The following is a 13665-nucleotide window of genomic DNA, read 5'->3' as shown; positions in this document are numbered from 1 at the left end:
AAAGACGAGACGATGGTGGACGCATCCTGGCTGTTGCGCGTCGATGGCGCACGTCGGTCCCTGACCGGTTTCTACGCCCTTGCCTTCAATCTGGTGGCGCTGGGCTTCACCGGCTTTTACCTCTACACCTCCGGCTTCGGCCTCGTCTCGACCCAGACCAATCGCGGCATCTATCTGATGCTCACCTCGGTGCTGGTGTTCCTGCTCTATCCCGCGCGCGCCGGCTCGCCGTCCCACCGCCCGAGCATCGTCGACCTCGTTCTCGTCGCCGCCACCGTCGCCTGCGTCTGGTACTGGATCGACCAGTATGTCAGCTACGCGATGTTCCGCGTCTCCTCGCCCAACACCGCCGATCTGGTGATGGGCGCCATCGCCATCGGCGTGATGCTGGAGACCAGCCGCCGGGCACTCGGCCCGATCATCTCGATCATCGCCATCGTCTTTCTCGGCCAGCTCTATTTCGGCGAATATCTCCCCGGCCGCCTCGCCAATCCCGGCATGTCGGTCGAGCGCATCCTGGAATTCACCTATTCCACACAGGAAGCGCTGTTCGGCGTCGTCACCGCGACCTTCGCCACCTTCGTCTTCCCCTTCATGATCTTCGGCGCCTTCCTCGAGCGCTCGGGCGCCGGCGCCTTCTTCATGGATCTCGGCACGGCGCTGGCCGGCCGCTGGCGCGGCGGCCCGGCCAAGATCGCGGTGATGACCTCGGCGCTGTTCGGCTCGATCTCCGGCTCCTCCGTCGCCAATGTCGTGACCACCGGCGCCTTCACCATTCCGCTGATGAAGCGCACCGGCTTCCGCAACCATGACGCCGGCGCCATCGAGGCGATCGCCTCCACCGGCGGCCAGTTCATGCCGCCGGTCATGGGCGCCGGCGTCTTTATCCTCGCGACCCTCACCGAGACCAGCTACCTGACCATCGCCCTGATGAACGTCATCCCGGCCGTGGTCTTCTTCGTCTTCCTCCTGTCGATGGTCGATCTGGAAGCCGTCCGCCTCGACCTGAAGGGCCTGCCGGCGGAGGAAATCCCCAGCCTGCGCTCCGTGCTGGCCAAGGGCTGGCAGTTCTTCGTGCCGCTGATCGCGGTGATCGGGCTCTTGTTTTCCGGCTATTCGGCCGATTTCTGCGCCTTCTGGGGCACCGTCTCGGCCGCCGCCCTCTCCTGGCTGCGCCGCGACACCCGCATGGGACCGACCGCCATCGCGCAGGCCATGGTCGGGGGCGCCCGCAGCAACGCGGCGGCGGGCGCCGCCATCGGCACGCTCGGCATCATCATCGGCGGCATCGTCCTGGCCGGCCTCGGGCTGAAATTCTCCGCCGTCCTGATCGACTTCTCCGGCGGCAACCTGTTCGTCGCACTCTGCCTCGTGACCGTCGTCTCGATCATCATCGGCATGGGGTCGAGCACCACCGGCTCCTACATCATCCTGTCCGTGGTCGCCGCGCCCGCCCTGATCAATCTCGGCGTACCCGTGGTGGCGGCGCATCTGGCGGTGTTCTACGCCGCGTGCCTCTCCAACATCACGCCGCCGGTCTGCGTCGCTGCATTCGCCGGTGCCGCCATTGCCGACGCGCCGCCGATGAAGACCGGCTTCTCGGCCCTCAAATTCGGCGCCACGCTGGTGCTGATGCCGTTCAGCTTCGTCTATGTCCCGCAGCTGCTCCTCGATGGCACGCCGCTCGACATCGCCTACACGACGGCGCTCTACGCAATCGGCTGCGTGCTCTTCGCCATCGCGCTGCAGGGCACCGAGCCGGTCGGCGGCGTGGTCACGCCGCTGCGCCGTGCGCTGTTCCTCATCGCCGGCGGCCTTCTGATGTTCCCGACCAATCTGTGGATCGACATGGCCGGCCTAGCCCTGCTCGTCGCCGCCGCCGCCCCGACGGCCCTCGCACGCCGCAACCGGATCGCGGCCGGCTGACGGCGGCGCGGCGCCAGCCTCGCCGGGCGTCGTCCAGCGCCTGGCATGCCAGCTTGCGACCGGCCGGGTCTCGCGGCCGGACCCTTCCGCCCTGCGACAATCTGGCCTAGACCGGCCGCGGGGGAATTCATTTCGGGAGGGGATCCATGAACCTGCATGCCATTTTCGCGCGGAGCGAGGAGCGCGAAATCCGGGCCGGGCTGGTCGGTGCCGGCGAGTTCGGCGCGACCTTCGTGGCGCAGTCGCGGCATATTCCCGGGCTTATCGTCCCGGCGATCTGCGACCGCGACATGGATCGCGCCCGCCGCTCGCTGCTGGCGGCAGGCGTCGCAGCGGAGGCCATCGCGCTGTGCGACACGCGCGCAGCAGCCCTCGCGGCCATCGAAGCCGGCCGGACGGCGGTCGTCGACGATGCGCTGCTTCTGGCCGCGCTGCCGCTCGACGTGGTGGTCGAGGCGACCGGCCATCCCGAAGGCGCCGCCGCAACGGCCGCCGCCGCCATCGACAACGGCCGCCACAGCGTCATCGCCACCAAGGAAGCCGAGATCGTCGTCGGTCCGATCCTCGCCCGACGCGCCGCCTCGGCCGGCGTGGTCCATACGCCGGTGGATGGCGACCAGCCCAGCCTGCTGATCGGCCTGATCGGCTGGGCGCGGCTTCTCGGCCTGAAGATCGTCGCCGCCGGCAAGGCCAGCGAATCCGACTTCGTCTGGAACCCGGGAGACGACACGGTCACTGCCTGGGGGCGGTCGGTTGCGGCGCCGCATTATCGCGATCTCTTCGCGACCGGCGATCCGACCGCCGCGATCCTGCCCCGCGAACTGGCGGAATTTGCCCGTACCACCGTGCCCGATCTCTGCGAGATGGGCATCGTCGCCAATCACACCGATCTCGATCCGGACGTGCCGGACCTGCATGCGCCCATCGCCCGCACGGTGGAACTGCCGCATCTCCTGCGGCCCCGCGCCGCCGGCGGCCTTCTCGGCCGCTCCGGCGTCGTCGACATGTTCAACTGCCTGCGCCGGCCGGACGAACTCAGCTTTGCCGGCGGCGTCTTCGTCATCGTCGAGGCGCCGGACGCGGCGACCGGACGGCTGCTCGCCGGCAAGGGCATTCCGGCGAGCCCTGACGGCCGCCACCTCCTGATCCACAACCCTGTGCATCTGCTCGGCGTCGAGGCGCCGATGTCGGTGCTGTCGGCGGCCCGGCTCGGCAGCTCGACCGGCGGCACCGAGGTGAGGCCCCGCTACGACCTCGTCGCCCGCGCCCGGCGCGATCTCGCCGCGGGCGAGACCCTGGCCATCGGCGCGCGCCACCAGATCGAGCCGCTGGATCACCTGCTGATGCCGGCCCGGCCGCTCGGACCAGGCGCGCCCGCGCCCTATTACCTGATGGACGGGCGCACCCTTCGCGCCCCGGTCGCGGCCGGCGAGATCGTCGCCTGCGACGCCGTCGCCTTCGACACGGCGAGCACGCTGCACCGGCTGCGCAGCGAGCAGGACGACGTCTTCTTCGCCAACCGCTGACACCGCGATGGCGGGCGACCGCGACCGGTCGTCCGCCCTCATGCTCCACGCGCGCCGAATGGCGAAGATCGGAAGAACCAACTCCGATCCGGCGTCCCCGCGCCAATCCATTCCTTGATGGAAGCCCTGCGAATACCGAGTTTGCGGTCAATGCGCGACAGGCGCCTCGCAATTCAGGAATGACCCCATGAAGCTCACGCTCGCAACGCTCACCGCCGCCCTCCTCCTCGGCACCGCCGCCCATGCCGGCAGCCTCGAGGACATCAAGTCCGCCGGCACCCTGCGGATCGGCACCGAGGGCACCTACGCCCCCTTCACCTATCACGACGCCTCCGGCGCCCTCGTCGGCTTCGATGTCGAGATCGGCCGCGAGATCGCCGAGCGGCTCGGCGTCGAGGTCGAGTTCGTCGAGGGCAAGTGGGATGGCCTGATCGCCGGCCTCGCCTCCGACCGCTACGACGCGGTGATCAACCAGGTCGGCATCACCGAGGAGCGGCAGGCCCGCTTCGACTTCTCCAAGCCCTACATCGTCTCCAAGGCGGTCCTCATCGTGAAGGACGACAACGCGGACATCGCCAGCTTCGCCGATCTCGACGGCAAGCGGGCGGCCCAGTCGCTGACCTCCAATTACGGCCGGATCGCCGAGGAAGCCGGCGCCAGCCTCGTCGGCACGGAAGGCTTCGACCAGTCGATCCAGCTCGTTCTCACCGGCCGCGCCGACGCGACGATCAACGACAACCTCTCCTATCTCGATTTCAAGAAGCAGAAGCCCGACGCGCCGGTGAAGATCGTCGCCTCGGAGGCCGAGGCCGCCGCTTCCGGCGTGGTCGTCCAGAAGGGCAATCCCGAGCTCGTCGCCGAGATCGACAAGGCGCTCGACGCGATCCGCGCCGACGGCACCTACGAGACCATCTCGCAGAAATATTTCGGCGCCGACGTCTCGCGCTGATCATCGCCGGCGGTGGCGGGATGCCCGCCACTGCCGCTGCCCTACATCGTCGCCGAAGGGTGAGGTTCCGGCCGAGCACCGGAACCCGACTACCCGCGCCCGCTTGACGCGACAGGATCGGACCGTCCCTTGCCCCCCACCCTGCAATTGATGCTCGACTCGCTCTGGCCACTGGTCCGGGCGGGTCTCGTCTTCACCGTGCCGCTGGCGATCCTGTCCTTCGCCTTCGGCCTGTCGCTCGGCTTCATGACGGCCGTCGTGCGGCTGTTCGGACCGAAGCCGCTGGCCGCCATCGCCCGCTTCTATGTCTGGTTCATCCGCGGCACGCCGCTGCTCGTCCAGCTCTTCGTCATCTTCTACGGCCTGCCCAGCGTCGGCATCCTGATCGACGCCTTTCCGGCAGCGCTGATCGGCTTCACCCTCAGCGTCGGCGCCTATACGTCGGAGATCATCCGCGCGGCCCTGTCCTCCATCAACAAGGGCCAGTGGGAAGCCGCCTATGCGATCGGCATGACCCGGAACCAGGCCATGAAGCGCACCATCGTGCCCCAGGCCGTGCGTGTCGCAGTGCCGCCGCTGTCGAATTCCTTCATCTCGCTGGTCAAGGACACCTCGCTGGCCGCGGCGATCACCGTGCCGGAGCTGTTCCAGCAGGCCCAGCGCATCGTCGCGACGACCTACGAGCCGCTCATCCTCTATGTCGAGGCGGCACTGCTCTATCTCGTCCTGTCCTCGGTCCTCTCAGCCCTGCAGAGCCGGCTGGAGGCGCGCTTCGGGCGACAGGGCGGCTATCTGGAGTCCGGCGCATGATCCGCCTGTCCGGCATCGCCAAGAGTTTCGGCGACAACACCGTCCTCGACGGGGTGGAACTGAACATCGCCGAGGGCCGCGTCACCGCCCTGATCGGCCCGTCCGGCAGCGGCAAGAGCACGCTGCTGCGCACCGCCAACCTTCTGGAAATGCCCGAAGCCGGCACGCTGGAGATCGGCGATGCAAGAGTCGCCTTCGCGCCGGGCCAGCGCCCGTCGCAGGCCGAGATCCTGGCGCTGCGCCGCAGGACCGGAATGGTGTTCCAGAACTTCCAGCTGTTTCCGCATCGCTCGGTCGCCGACAATGTGACTGAAGGGCTCACCACCGTCTGGAAATGGCCGGCCGCCAAGGCGCGGAGCCATGCGATGACGCTTCTGGAAAAAGTCGGCCTGGCCCACAAGGGCGATGCCTGGCCGGCGACCCTGTCGGGCGGCCAGCAGCAGCGCGTCGCCATCGCGCGGGCCATTGCCGCCTCGCCGACGCTGCTTCTGTGCGACGAACCGACCTCGGCGCTCGATCCCGAACTCGCCATCGAGGTCGTCGACGTGCTGCGCACCCTCGCCGAGGAGGGCATGACCATGCTGATGGCGACCCACGATCTGCGGCTGGCCGCCCAGATCGCCGATCATGTCGCCTTTCTCGACGGCGGCCAGATTGTCGAGGAAGGACCGCCCGAGACGATCTTCCGCACGCCCACCGATCCGCGCACGACCCGTTTCGTCGGCACGCTGCTGGGCGCCGCCGGCGGAACCTGATCGCCTGGAACGCTCTCCGACAGACCTGCCTCAGCGGTCGAAGGCGACGGCGACGAAGCGGCTGGTCCGGGCGCGGTAGCCGGCGCCAAAGCCCGCGGCGAAGGCGCGTTCGACGGCCTCGGCGACCAGCGCCGGCGGCGTCGCCGCATCGTCGAAATCGAGGAAATGGTGGAGGAACACGATCCGTCCGCCCGGCGCGACGGCCGCCCGCAAGCGGGCGAGCATCACCTGCAAATCGTTCGGCGCAAGATAATAGAGCAGTTCCGACACGACGATCAGGTCGAATGGCCCGCGAGGCATCTTTCCCGGCAGCACGGCCTCGGCGAAACGGACGCGCGGCGTCGCCCGGTTGCGGCCCCGCGCGATGGCCAGCGCCGTCGGCGAGCCGTCCAGCGCCAGGAGCCGCAGACATTTGCGGCCGAGCACCGCGCTGTTCTCGCCATTGGCGCAGGCGAGTTCCAGCCCACGCCCGTACATCCGCGTGCCCACCGCCTCCATCAGGATGCGACGCTTGAACTGCTCGAAGGGCGAGGCGGCATAGCCCCAGGGATCGGGATCGGCGGCGAACATCGCCTCGAACCCGACCAGATCAATCGGCTTCGCCATCCTGCCAGTAACTTTCGATCGGGCCCGTCAGCCGGGCAATGGTGGCCGCGTCGAGCATGAACCCGTCCGGGTCGTCATCGATCAGCGCCGTGGTCTGGGACAGATGCGCGGCCACCGCCGCCCGCTTGGTCTCGACGACATCGGCGATGTCGAAGGAGACCCGGTGCATTTCCCCGGGGCGCGGATGATCCTCCGGCGCACCGAGTTCGTCGAGCCAGATCGCATATTCCATCCGCGCCGGCGACAGGCCTGCCTGTTCCAGCGCCTGGGTGACCAGGTGCCAGGCGGCGCGGTGGTCCGAATGCGGATCGCGCCGCCAAGGCAACAGCACCAGATCGGGCGCGGCGTCGGCAAGGATCTCGACGACCCGGGCGCGGGCCGCATTCCAGCCGGGCGAGCCGTCCGGCGGCAGATCGGCGTCGGGCAGGCCGAGGAAGCTGCGCGGCATGGTGCCGAGACCCAGAATGGCGAGCGCGTCCTCGGCCTCGCGGTGGCGCTTGGCGGCCAGCGCCGCTCGCGGCCATGTCGCCGAGTTGCGATGGGACGCCCCGCCATCGGTGACGAAAAGCGTGTGGAACTGCCGGCCGTCCGCGGCGAGGATGGTTGCCAGCCCGCCGCATCCCAGCGATTCGTCGTCGGCGTGCGGCGCGACGATGAGGATGCTGCGGGCGGTCAGCGTGCGCGGTTCGCGCGGTTCGTTCATGCGCCCTCTCCCGGCAGCCAGTCGCCCGCGGCGATCGCGTCGCCCAGATTGCGCAGGGCGCCATCGGGATTGGGCTGGCGCAGATAGGTGCGCAGGTCGCGGACGAGCCGCTCAAGCGGATGCGGCCGATTGAAGCCGGCGGCGCCCACTGCCCGCTCCGCCTCTTCCAGCACCGCCAGCGCCGCCGCTTCCACAGCCGAGCGCACGGCATTGGCCGTGGCGACCAGACGCCTCGCCTTTGCGGCATCGTCCGGATCGGCAGCGGCCGCGCTCCAGGCCTCTGCGCCGCGCGCCAGCCAGCCATGGGCGGCATCGACATGCAGACCCATCCGGGCGAGCCGCTGTGCCTGATAGGGATCGCTCGCCCGGTCGGTGCGCAGCAGATGGTCCCGCGCCACGTCGAAGACGGCGTGCAGGCCGCCGGTCTGAACCGCGGCGAAGCGGATCGCGCCGCCGCTGAACCAGGGCTCGCGCGTATAGTCGCCCGGCTGGCCGAGACGATGTGCGTCCTCGATCTTCAACCCGGTGAAGTCGACGACGTGGCTGCCGGAGCCGCGCATGCCCATCGGGTCCCACCACGACCGGTCGACCGGTGCATCGGCCAGCGGCATCAGCAGCATCTTCCGGCCCGCCTCGTCCGGCACCGTCACGATCGCGCGGGTCAGCCCGTCGACGCCGGAGGCGAAGTTCTTGGCGCCCGAGAGAACGTCGTCATTCTCGGTCAGCGGCTTGCCGGGAGCGTCGGTGTTCCAGACACCCAGCCATGCGCCCTCGGCCGCCGCATTGCGGACTGCCGCATTCTGGGCCTCGCTGCCATAGGCGCGGATCAGCAGCAACGCGTTGACGTGCCCCTCATAGATTCGGCCGACGCCGAGATCGCCGCGTCCCACCTCGGCCAGGAGATGCAGGAGATCGCCGATGGCGGCGGGTTCCAGCGGCGGATCGGCGGCCAGCGACGAGCCCGACAGCAGCGCGAAACCCGCATGGGGGAACTCGGCCTCCGTCTCGTAGCTGCGCGGCAGCGCCACCAATGCGCGTCGCAGCGACGCCGCCTCGTCCCGTGGCCGGAGCTTATGCAGCATGTTCCCTCGCCTCATCTTCGCCGATCAGCGCTCTCAGTTCCGCAATCGCGTCCAGCACCGGCACCGTGCCGGGGGCATCGGGCTCGTCCGGCGCATGGCGCTCGACCAGGATATGCGGCGGCAAGACGCGGCCGTCGTCATCGTGGAGCTCTGCGGGCTTCAGTCCCAGCCGCATGGCGATGGCCGCAAGCCCCTCCGGTTCGACATGGGCCGCATCGCGAAGCAGGCTGCGGCGGATCGCCCGCGCCAGAACGCGCTGCGGGGCCTCCACCAGATGCGGCCGCCCGGCTTCGGCCTCGGCCACCCATTGCGCCAACGTATCGGCCATCCCGCCGGCCGCCCGACCATGGGTGCGCGCCGACACCTCGACCCGCACCGCCGGGTCGTGGCGCAGCTTGAAGCCGGCGCGCCTGACACGCGCGACGAAGGCGAGATCCTCGCGGAAGGACTCTGCCGGCAGGCCGGCGACCGCTTCATAGACGCTGGCGCGCACGGCAAGGCTCGCACCGGTATGGTCGCGATGCCGCGGCCAGGGATCGTGAGCCAGCGGATCGACATGGCAGGCGAGCCGGTCGCACAATTCCGCATAGAGAAGGTAATTCCTGGCGCGTGCCGCAAAGGCCGGCCCGAGCAAGGCCTCTTCGCGCCGGTCGCCGATGATCAGCCCGCCGACCAGATCGGCGCCGCGTTCGATCGCAGCGAGATTGGCCGCGATCCAGTCGGGTGCCGGCACCGCGTCGGCATCGGTGGTGAGCAGGATCGTACGGCCGGTATCCGGCGACAGGGTGCAGGCAAGGTCCATGCCGAGCCGGCGCGCCGCACCGACATGGGCGAAGGGTGCCGGAAACAGGCATTCCACCAGATGCAGCCGCAGCATGGTGCCGGCCGCTGCTGCCTCCGCTGCCGCGCGCGACCGGTCGTCGGTGTTGTTGAGAACGATGACGACGTCGAGCTGCCGGCCGGTGCCGACAAGCCAGGACTGTTCGGCGAGCGCGCGGAGAAGCGCCGGCAGGCGCTCCTCCTCGTTGCAGGCGGGAACCGCCACGATCGGCCGATAGTCAGGGCCGCCTGACGGGGTGCCCAGCCGAAGGGTCGAACCGTCAGACCGCATTGACGTTCGGTTCGCGCTGCCAGTGGCGCAGCTTGCGACACTGGACGATGAAGCCCTTCGCGTCCTCGGCACTGGCGAGTTTCACGCAGCCCTCATCGAGATCGCCAGCGACGCCGGCCTTCTCAAACAGCGGCATCGCCTCGGCCGAATAGGCGATGAACTTGCAATGGGCGAAGGCGTCGGTGACGAAGTCGCGGGCCGTCGCCTCCTTGGTCAGGGTGGACGCGCCGTCCTTGGACGCCAGCACCGCCACCGCGTCGTAGAGCAGCGACGGACCGCCATCGACCTTCTGCTTGGCCTCGATCCAGCTACCGTCGCTGGCCTCGACGCCGCCGACCATCGGGGCGACGATTTCCATCATCGCGCCTTCCGCTTGGATGGCGGATTTCAGACCCGCCAGCAGCGCGGCATCGACACCGTCGGTGACCAGTACGCCGACCTTGCGTCCCTTGAAGCTCTCCGGGCCGTTGAGGATGATCGACAGCTTCGGCGAGGTCTTCAAATCCATGCGCGTCGGCATGGCGGCCTCGGCCGGAGCCGGCATCTCCTTCAGCCGCAGGCTCTTGGCAACCGTCTTGGCCAGATCCTCGTCGACATTGAGGAGATGCGAGACGATGCGCGCGCGGATCGCCACCGTCTCCACCTTGGACAGCTCGAAGGCGAAGGCGTCAGCGATGTGCTGCTGCTCGGTCTGTGTCTGCGACAGGTAGAACTGCCGCGCCTGGCTGTAATGGTCGGCGAAGGTTTCCGAGCGGATACGGCGCTTCTGGCCGGCTTCCTCGGCCGGGAAGCTCTGATACATGCCCCGCGGTGCCTCGCGCGGGCCACCGGCCGCGCCGCCCCAGGAGTTCGGCTCGTAATTGGCGCGCCCCTTCGGGTTGCGCATCGACATATGGCCGTCCTGCTGGAAGTGCCGGACCTCGGTGCGCGGCGCATTCACCGGGATATGGGTGAAGTTCGGGCCGCCGAGACGCTTCAGCTGGGTGTCCAGATAGGAGAAGTTGCGGCCCTGCAGCAGCGGATCGTTGGTGAAGTCGATGCCCGGCACGATGTTGCCGGTCTGGAACGCCACCTGCTCGGTCTCCTGGAAGAAATTGTCGACGACGCGGTTCAGCGTCATCTTGCCGACGACACGGATCGGCACCTCCTCCTCGGGAATGATCTTGGTGGCGTCGAGGACGTCGAAGTCGAAGCGGTCGGCGAACTCGTCGTCGAAGAGTTGCAGGCCGAGTTCCCATTCCGGATAGTCGCCCATCTGAATCGCGTCCCACAGGTCGCGGCGATGGAAGTCCGGATCGGCGCCGTTCAGCTTCAGCGCCTCGTTCCACACCACGGACTGCAGGCCCTGCTTGGGCTTCCAGTGGAACTTGACGTAGGTCGACTTGCCCTCGGCATTGATCATCCGGAAGGTGTGGACGCCGAAGCCCTCCATGAAGCGGAAGGAGCGCGGGATGGTGCGGTCGGACATGATCCAGAGCGCCATATGCATGGCTTCCGGCGTCAGCGACATGAAGTCCCAGAAATTGTCATGCGCCGTCTGGGCCTGCGGGAAGCCGCGATCCGGCTCCTGCTTGGCGGCGTGGATCAGGTCGGGGAATTTGATCGCGTCCTGAATGAAGAACACCGGGATGTTGTTGCCGACGAGATCCCAGTTGCCTTCCTTGCTGTAGAAGCGGCAGGCGAAGCCGCGCACGTCGCGGGCGAGGTCGGCCGAGCCCTTGTTGCCGGCCACGGTCGAAAAGCGGACGAACATCTCGGTCTGTTCGCCGGCCCGCTGGAACATGTCCGCCCGGGTGATGTCGGACAGGGATTCATAGGTCTCGAAGACGCCGTGGACGCCGAAGCCGCGCGCATGGACGACGCGCTCGGGAATACGCTCGTGGTCGAAATGGAAAATCTTCTCGCGGAACGCCTGGTCCTCGATCAGCGTCGGACCGCGCGGGCCGACCTTCAGGGTGTTCTGGTCGTCGCCGATCGGGGCGCCGCCCTGGGTCGTCATCTGGGGAACGTCGCCGCCGGCAACCTGATGCAGCTCACCGCCCTCGCCGCGATAGTCCTGCGTCGCGCCGGCGTTCAGCGGCTTATCGGCGTTCGATTGCTGAGTCATGTCTGCTCCGGGTGCATGGGAAGTTCACTCGGATAAGACTCGTAGGCCCCTAAAGGATGCGCGCGAATGTCGGAAAATTTGGCAGCCGCGACCAAACCGCCCTGGGTGCGGCTGCACGGGGCGTGTCGATCGATCCACCGTTCCGTTTGGTCCTGCCTTACTCCTTCACGGCCCCGGTCATCGACGAGACGTAGTAGTCGACGAAGAAGGAGTAAAGGATCACCACCGGCAGCGAGCCCAGGAGCGCGCCGGACATCAATGCTCCCCATTCGTAGATGTCGCCGCGCACGAGTTCGGTCAGGACGCCGACGGGAACCGTCTTGTTCTCCGAGGAGGAGATGAAGGTGAGCGCGTAGATGAACTCGTTCCACGACAGGGTGAAGGCGAAGATGCCGGCCGAGATCAGCCCGGGCACGGCCAGCGGCAGCACCACCTTGGTCAGGATCTGCCAGCGCGTCGCCCCGTCGACCAGCGCCGATTCCTCCAGTTCGAAGGGGATGGTACGGAAATAGCCCATCAGCAGCCAGGTGCAGAACGGAATCAGGAAGGTCGGATAGGTCAGGATCAGCGCGAACATGGAATCGAAGATGCCGACCTGGAAGACGATGAAGGCCAGCGGAATGAACAGGATCGACGGCGGCACCAGATAGGCGAGGAAGATCATGAGCCCGGTCACCCGCGCCCCGGTGAAGCGGATCCGCTCGATCGCATAGGCGGCGAAGACCGAGGCGGCCAGCGCCAGGAAGGTCGAGCAGACGGCAACCACCATCGTGTTCCACAGCCAGCCCGGATAGGAGGTCTCGAACAGGAGATACTTGATGTGCTCCAGCGTCGGCCCGACCACCCAGAACGGGCTGTAGGTCTGGTAGTCGGTGAGCTGGTTGTCCGGCTTCACCGCCGTGATCACCATCCAGTAGAACGGGAACAGCAGGACGAAGACGAACACGGCCAGAGGCAGGTAGAGCGTCAGGATCCGCCGTGGCAGCGTGTCGAACTGGCTGAGGCCGGAGGCTTCGGCCCGGTCGTTCGCCGCCTTGGCGGCGGCCGATTGCTTGCTCATCGGATCGTTCCTCCCAGCATCTGAACGCGCCTCATTCGCCGCCTCCCTGCTGCCATTTGCGCCGCTGCAGTCCGAAGAAGGAGAACAGGATCGCGGCGAGCAGGAACGGGATCATCGCCACCGCGATGGCCGCGCCCTCGCCGAGCTGGCCGCCGGGGATCGCCCGCTGGAACGACAGCGTCGCCATCAGATGGGTGGCGTTGACCGGCCCGCCGCGGGTCAGGACGTAGATCAGCTGGAAATCGGTGAAGGTGAACAGCACCGAGAAGGTCATCACCACGGCGATGATCGGCGTCAGCAGCGGCAGGGTGATCTTGGTGAAGCGCTGCCACGACGTCGCGCCATCCAGTGCCGCCGCCTCGTTCAGCGATTGCGGGATGGTCTGCAGGCCCGCGAGCAGCGAGATCGCCACGAAGGGAATGCCGCGCCACACATTGGCGGCGATCACCGAGGCCCGCGCATTGGTCGGATCGCCCAGGAAGTTGATCGGTGCGTCGATCCAGCCCCATTTCATCAGGACGAAGGAGATGATCGAGAACTGGCTGTCGAAGATCCACCAGAAGGCCAAGGCCGACAGGACGGTCGGCACGACCCAAGGCAACAGGATGATGGCGCGGAAGAAGTTCTTGAACGGCAGATGCTCGTTGAGGATCAGCGCCAGCCACAGGCCGAGCCCGAATTTCAGCACAGAGGCGACCGTCGTGTAGAGCATGGTGTTGTAGACCGACAGCCAGAACACCGGATCGTCGAACAGCCAGGCATAGTTCTCCAGGCCGATGAAGATGCCGGTCCGGCCGATCGTCGTGTCGGTGAAGCTCAGCCAGATGCCGAGGCCGAGCGGATAGGTCAGAAAGCACAAAAGGAACGCCGCCGCCGGCAGCATGAACATCAGGCCGAGCCCGCCGCGGCTCTGCACGAACCGGCGGAATACCGAGGGCCTGGCGGTCGCCTCTATGCTGGACATCGTCGATCGTCTCCGTTGCCGAAAGGGCGTGCGGCCGAAGCCGCCGCCGACAGGCGCCCGGGCAGC

General features: G+C 67.8%; 12 protein-coding genes. 5 read left to right on the top strand and 7 right to left on the bottom strand.

Translation table 11 applies throughout. The features are described 5' to 3' along the window. Nucleotides 1-12 precede the first annotated feature (12 nt). The 5 genes from SI859A1_RS01145 (at nt 13) to SI859A1_RS01125 (ending at nt 5966) form a co-directional block, all read left to right on the top strand. On the top strand, nt 13-1926 hold the full coding sequence (locus tag SI859A1_RS01145; protein WP_009208047.1) for a TRAP transporter permease: 1914 nt from the start codon (nt 13-15) through the stop codon (nt 1924-1926). 146 nt (nt 1927-2072) lie between these two features. After that, complete coding sequence (locus SI859A1_RS01140) at nt 2073-3452, top strand: homoserine dehydrogenase (RefSeq protein WP_009208046.1); 1380 nt, start codon at nt 2073-2075, stop codon at nt 3450-3452. Between the two features lie 187 nt (nt 3453-3639). Continuing rightward, nucleotides 3640-4401 (top strand): amino acid ABC transporter substrate-binding protein, encoded by a 762-nt coding sequence (locus tag SI859A1_RS01135; protein ID WP_009208045.1) that lies wholly within the window; start codon nt 3640-3642, stop codon nt 4399-4401. 129 nt (nt 4402-4530) lie between these two features. Next, entirely contained in the window at nt 4531-5211 is a 681-nt protein-coding gene (locus SI859A1_RS01130; RefSeq protein ID WP_009208044.1) for an ABC transporter permease subunit, read from the top strand. Continuing rightward, nucleotides 5208-5966 carry an amino acid ABC transporter ATP-binding protein gene (locus SI859A1_RS01125; protein ID WP_009208043.1) on the top strand — a complete coding sequence of 253 codons (759 nt, stop codon included), beginning with the start codon at nt 5208-5210 and terminating at the stop codon, nt 5964-5966. Before SI859A1_RS01130 ends, SI859A1_RS01125 begins: the two co-directional genes overlap by 4 nt. Nucleotides 5967-5996: 30 nt before the next feature. Here the strand turns inward: SI859A1_RS01125 and SI859A1_RS01120 are convergent, their stop codons facing one another. The 7 genes from SI859A1_RS01120 to SI859A1_RS01090 all read right to left on the bottom strand — a co-directional run bounded on the left by SI859A1_RS01120 (nt 5997) and on the right by SI859A1_RS01090 (nt 13599). Next, entirely contained in the window at nt 5997-6572 is a 576-nt protein-coding gene (locus tag SI859A1_RS01120; protein ID WP_009208042.1) for a class I SAM-dependent methyltransferase, read from the bottom strand. Beyond that, entirely contained in the window at nt 6556-7275 is a 720-nt protein-coding gene (locus tag SI859A1_RS01115) for a PIG-L deacetylase family protein (protein WP_009208041.1), read from the bottom strand. The genes SI859A1_RS01120 and SI859A1_RS01115 overlap by 17 nt, the downstream gene beginning before the upstream one ends. Continuing rightward, a complete protein-coding gene (locus tag SI859A1_RS01110; RefSeq protein WP_161600098.1) occupies nt 7272-8357 on the bottom strand; it encodes an acyl-CoA dehydrogenase family protein in 1086 nt (361 codons plus the stop codon). Before SI859A1_RS01110 ends, SI859A1_RS01115 begins: the two co-directional genes overlap by 4 nt. Further along, entirely contained in the window at nt 8347-9468 is a 1122-nt protein-coding gene (locus SI859A1_RS01105) for a glycosyltransferase family 2 protein (RefSeq protein WP_009208039.1), read from the bottom strand. Before SI859A1_RS01105 ends, SI859A1_RS01110 begins: the two co-directional genes overlap by 11 nt. Beyond that, a complete protein-coding gene (locus SI859A1_RS01100; protein WP_009208038.1) occupies nt 9458-11575 on the bottom strand; it encodes a catalase in 2118 nt (705 codons plus the stop codon). Before SI859A1_RS01100 ends, SI859A1_RS01105 begins: the two co-directional genes overlap by 11 nt. A gap of 157 nt (nt 11576-11732) precedes the next feature. After that, nucleotides 11733-12635, bottom strand: coding sequence for a carbohydrate ABC transporter permease (locus tag SI859A1_RS01095; RefSeq protein ID WP_009208037.1), 903 nt, complete (start codon nt 12633-12635; stop codon nt 11733-11735). A gap of 31 nt (nt 12636-12666) precedes the next feature. Then, on the bottom strand, nt 12667-13599 hold the full coding sequence (locus tag SI859A1_RS01090; RefSeq protein WP_009208036.1) for a carbohydrate ABC transporter permease: 933 nt from the start codon (nt 13597-13599) through the stop codon (nt 12667-12669). Nucleotides 13600-13665: the final 66 nt, after the last annotated feature.

Origin of the sequence: Aurantimonas manganoxydans SI85-9A1 (genome assembly GCF_000153465.1) — a bacterium.
Taxonomy (GTDB): domain Bacteria; phylum Pseudomonadota; class Alphaproteobacteria; order Rhizobiales; family Rhizobiaceae; genus Aurantimonas; species Aurantimonas manganoxydans.
Note: the sequence above shows the minus strand (reverse complement) of the source record. Positions and strands in the feature narration are given on the sequence as shown.

Bases quoted from the DNA above. Each gene is read 5' to 3' on its own strand.
- SI859A1_RS01145 (WP_009208047.1), top strand. From the start codon at position 13: ATGGTGGACGCATCCTGGCTGTTGCGCGTCGATGGCGCACGTCGGTCC.
- SI859A1_RS01140 (WP_009208046.1), top strand. From the start codon at position 2,073: ATGAACCTGCATGCCATTTTCGCGCGGAGCGAGGAGCGCGAAATCCGG.
- SI859A1_RS01135 (WP_009208045.1), top strand. From the start codon at position 3,640: ATGAAGCTCACGCTCGCAACGCTCACCGCCGCCCTCCTCCTCGGCACC.
- SI859A1_RS01125 (WP_009208043.1), top strand. From the start codon at position 5,208: ATGATCCGCCTGTCCGGCATCGCCAAGAGTTTCGGCGACAACACCGTC.
- SI859A1_RS01120 (WP_009208042.1), bottom strand. From the start codon at position 6,572: ATGGCGAAGCCGATTGATCTGGTCGGGTTCGAGGCGATGTTCGCCGCC.
- SI859A1_RS01115 (WP_009208041.1), bottom strand. From the start codon at position 7,275: ATGAACGAACCGCGCGAACCGCGCACGCTGACCGCCCGCAGCATCCTC.
- SI859A1_RS01110 (WP_161600098.1), bottom strand. From the start codon at position 8,357: ATGCTGCATAAGCTCCGGCCACGGGACGAGGCGGCGTCGCTGCGACGC.
- SI859A1_RS01105 (WP_009208039.1), bottom strand. From the start codon at position 9,468: ATGCGGTCTGACGGTTCGACCCTTCGGCTGGGCACCCCGTCAGGCGGC.
- SI859A1_RS01100 (WP_009208038.1), bottom strand. From the start codon at position 11,575: ATGACTCAGCAATCGAACGCCGATAAGCCGCTGAACGCCGGCGCGACG.
- SI859A1_RS01095 (WP_009208037.1), bottom strand. From the start codon at position 12,635: ATGAGCAAGCAATCGGCCGCCGCCAAGGCGGCGAACGACCGGGCCGAA.
- SI859A1_RS01090 (WP_009208036.1), bottom strand. From the start codon at position 13,599: ATGTCCAGCATAGAGGCGACCGCCAGGCCCTCGGTATTCCGCCGGTTC.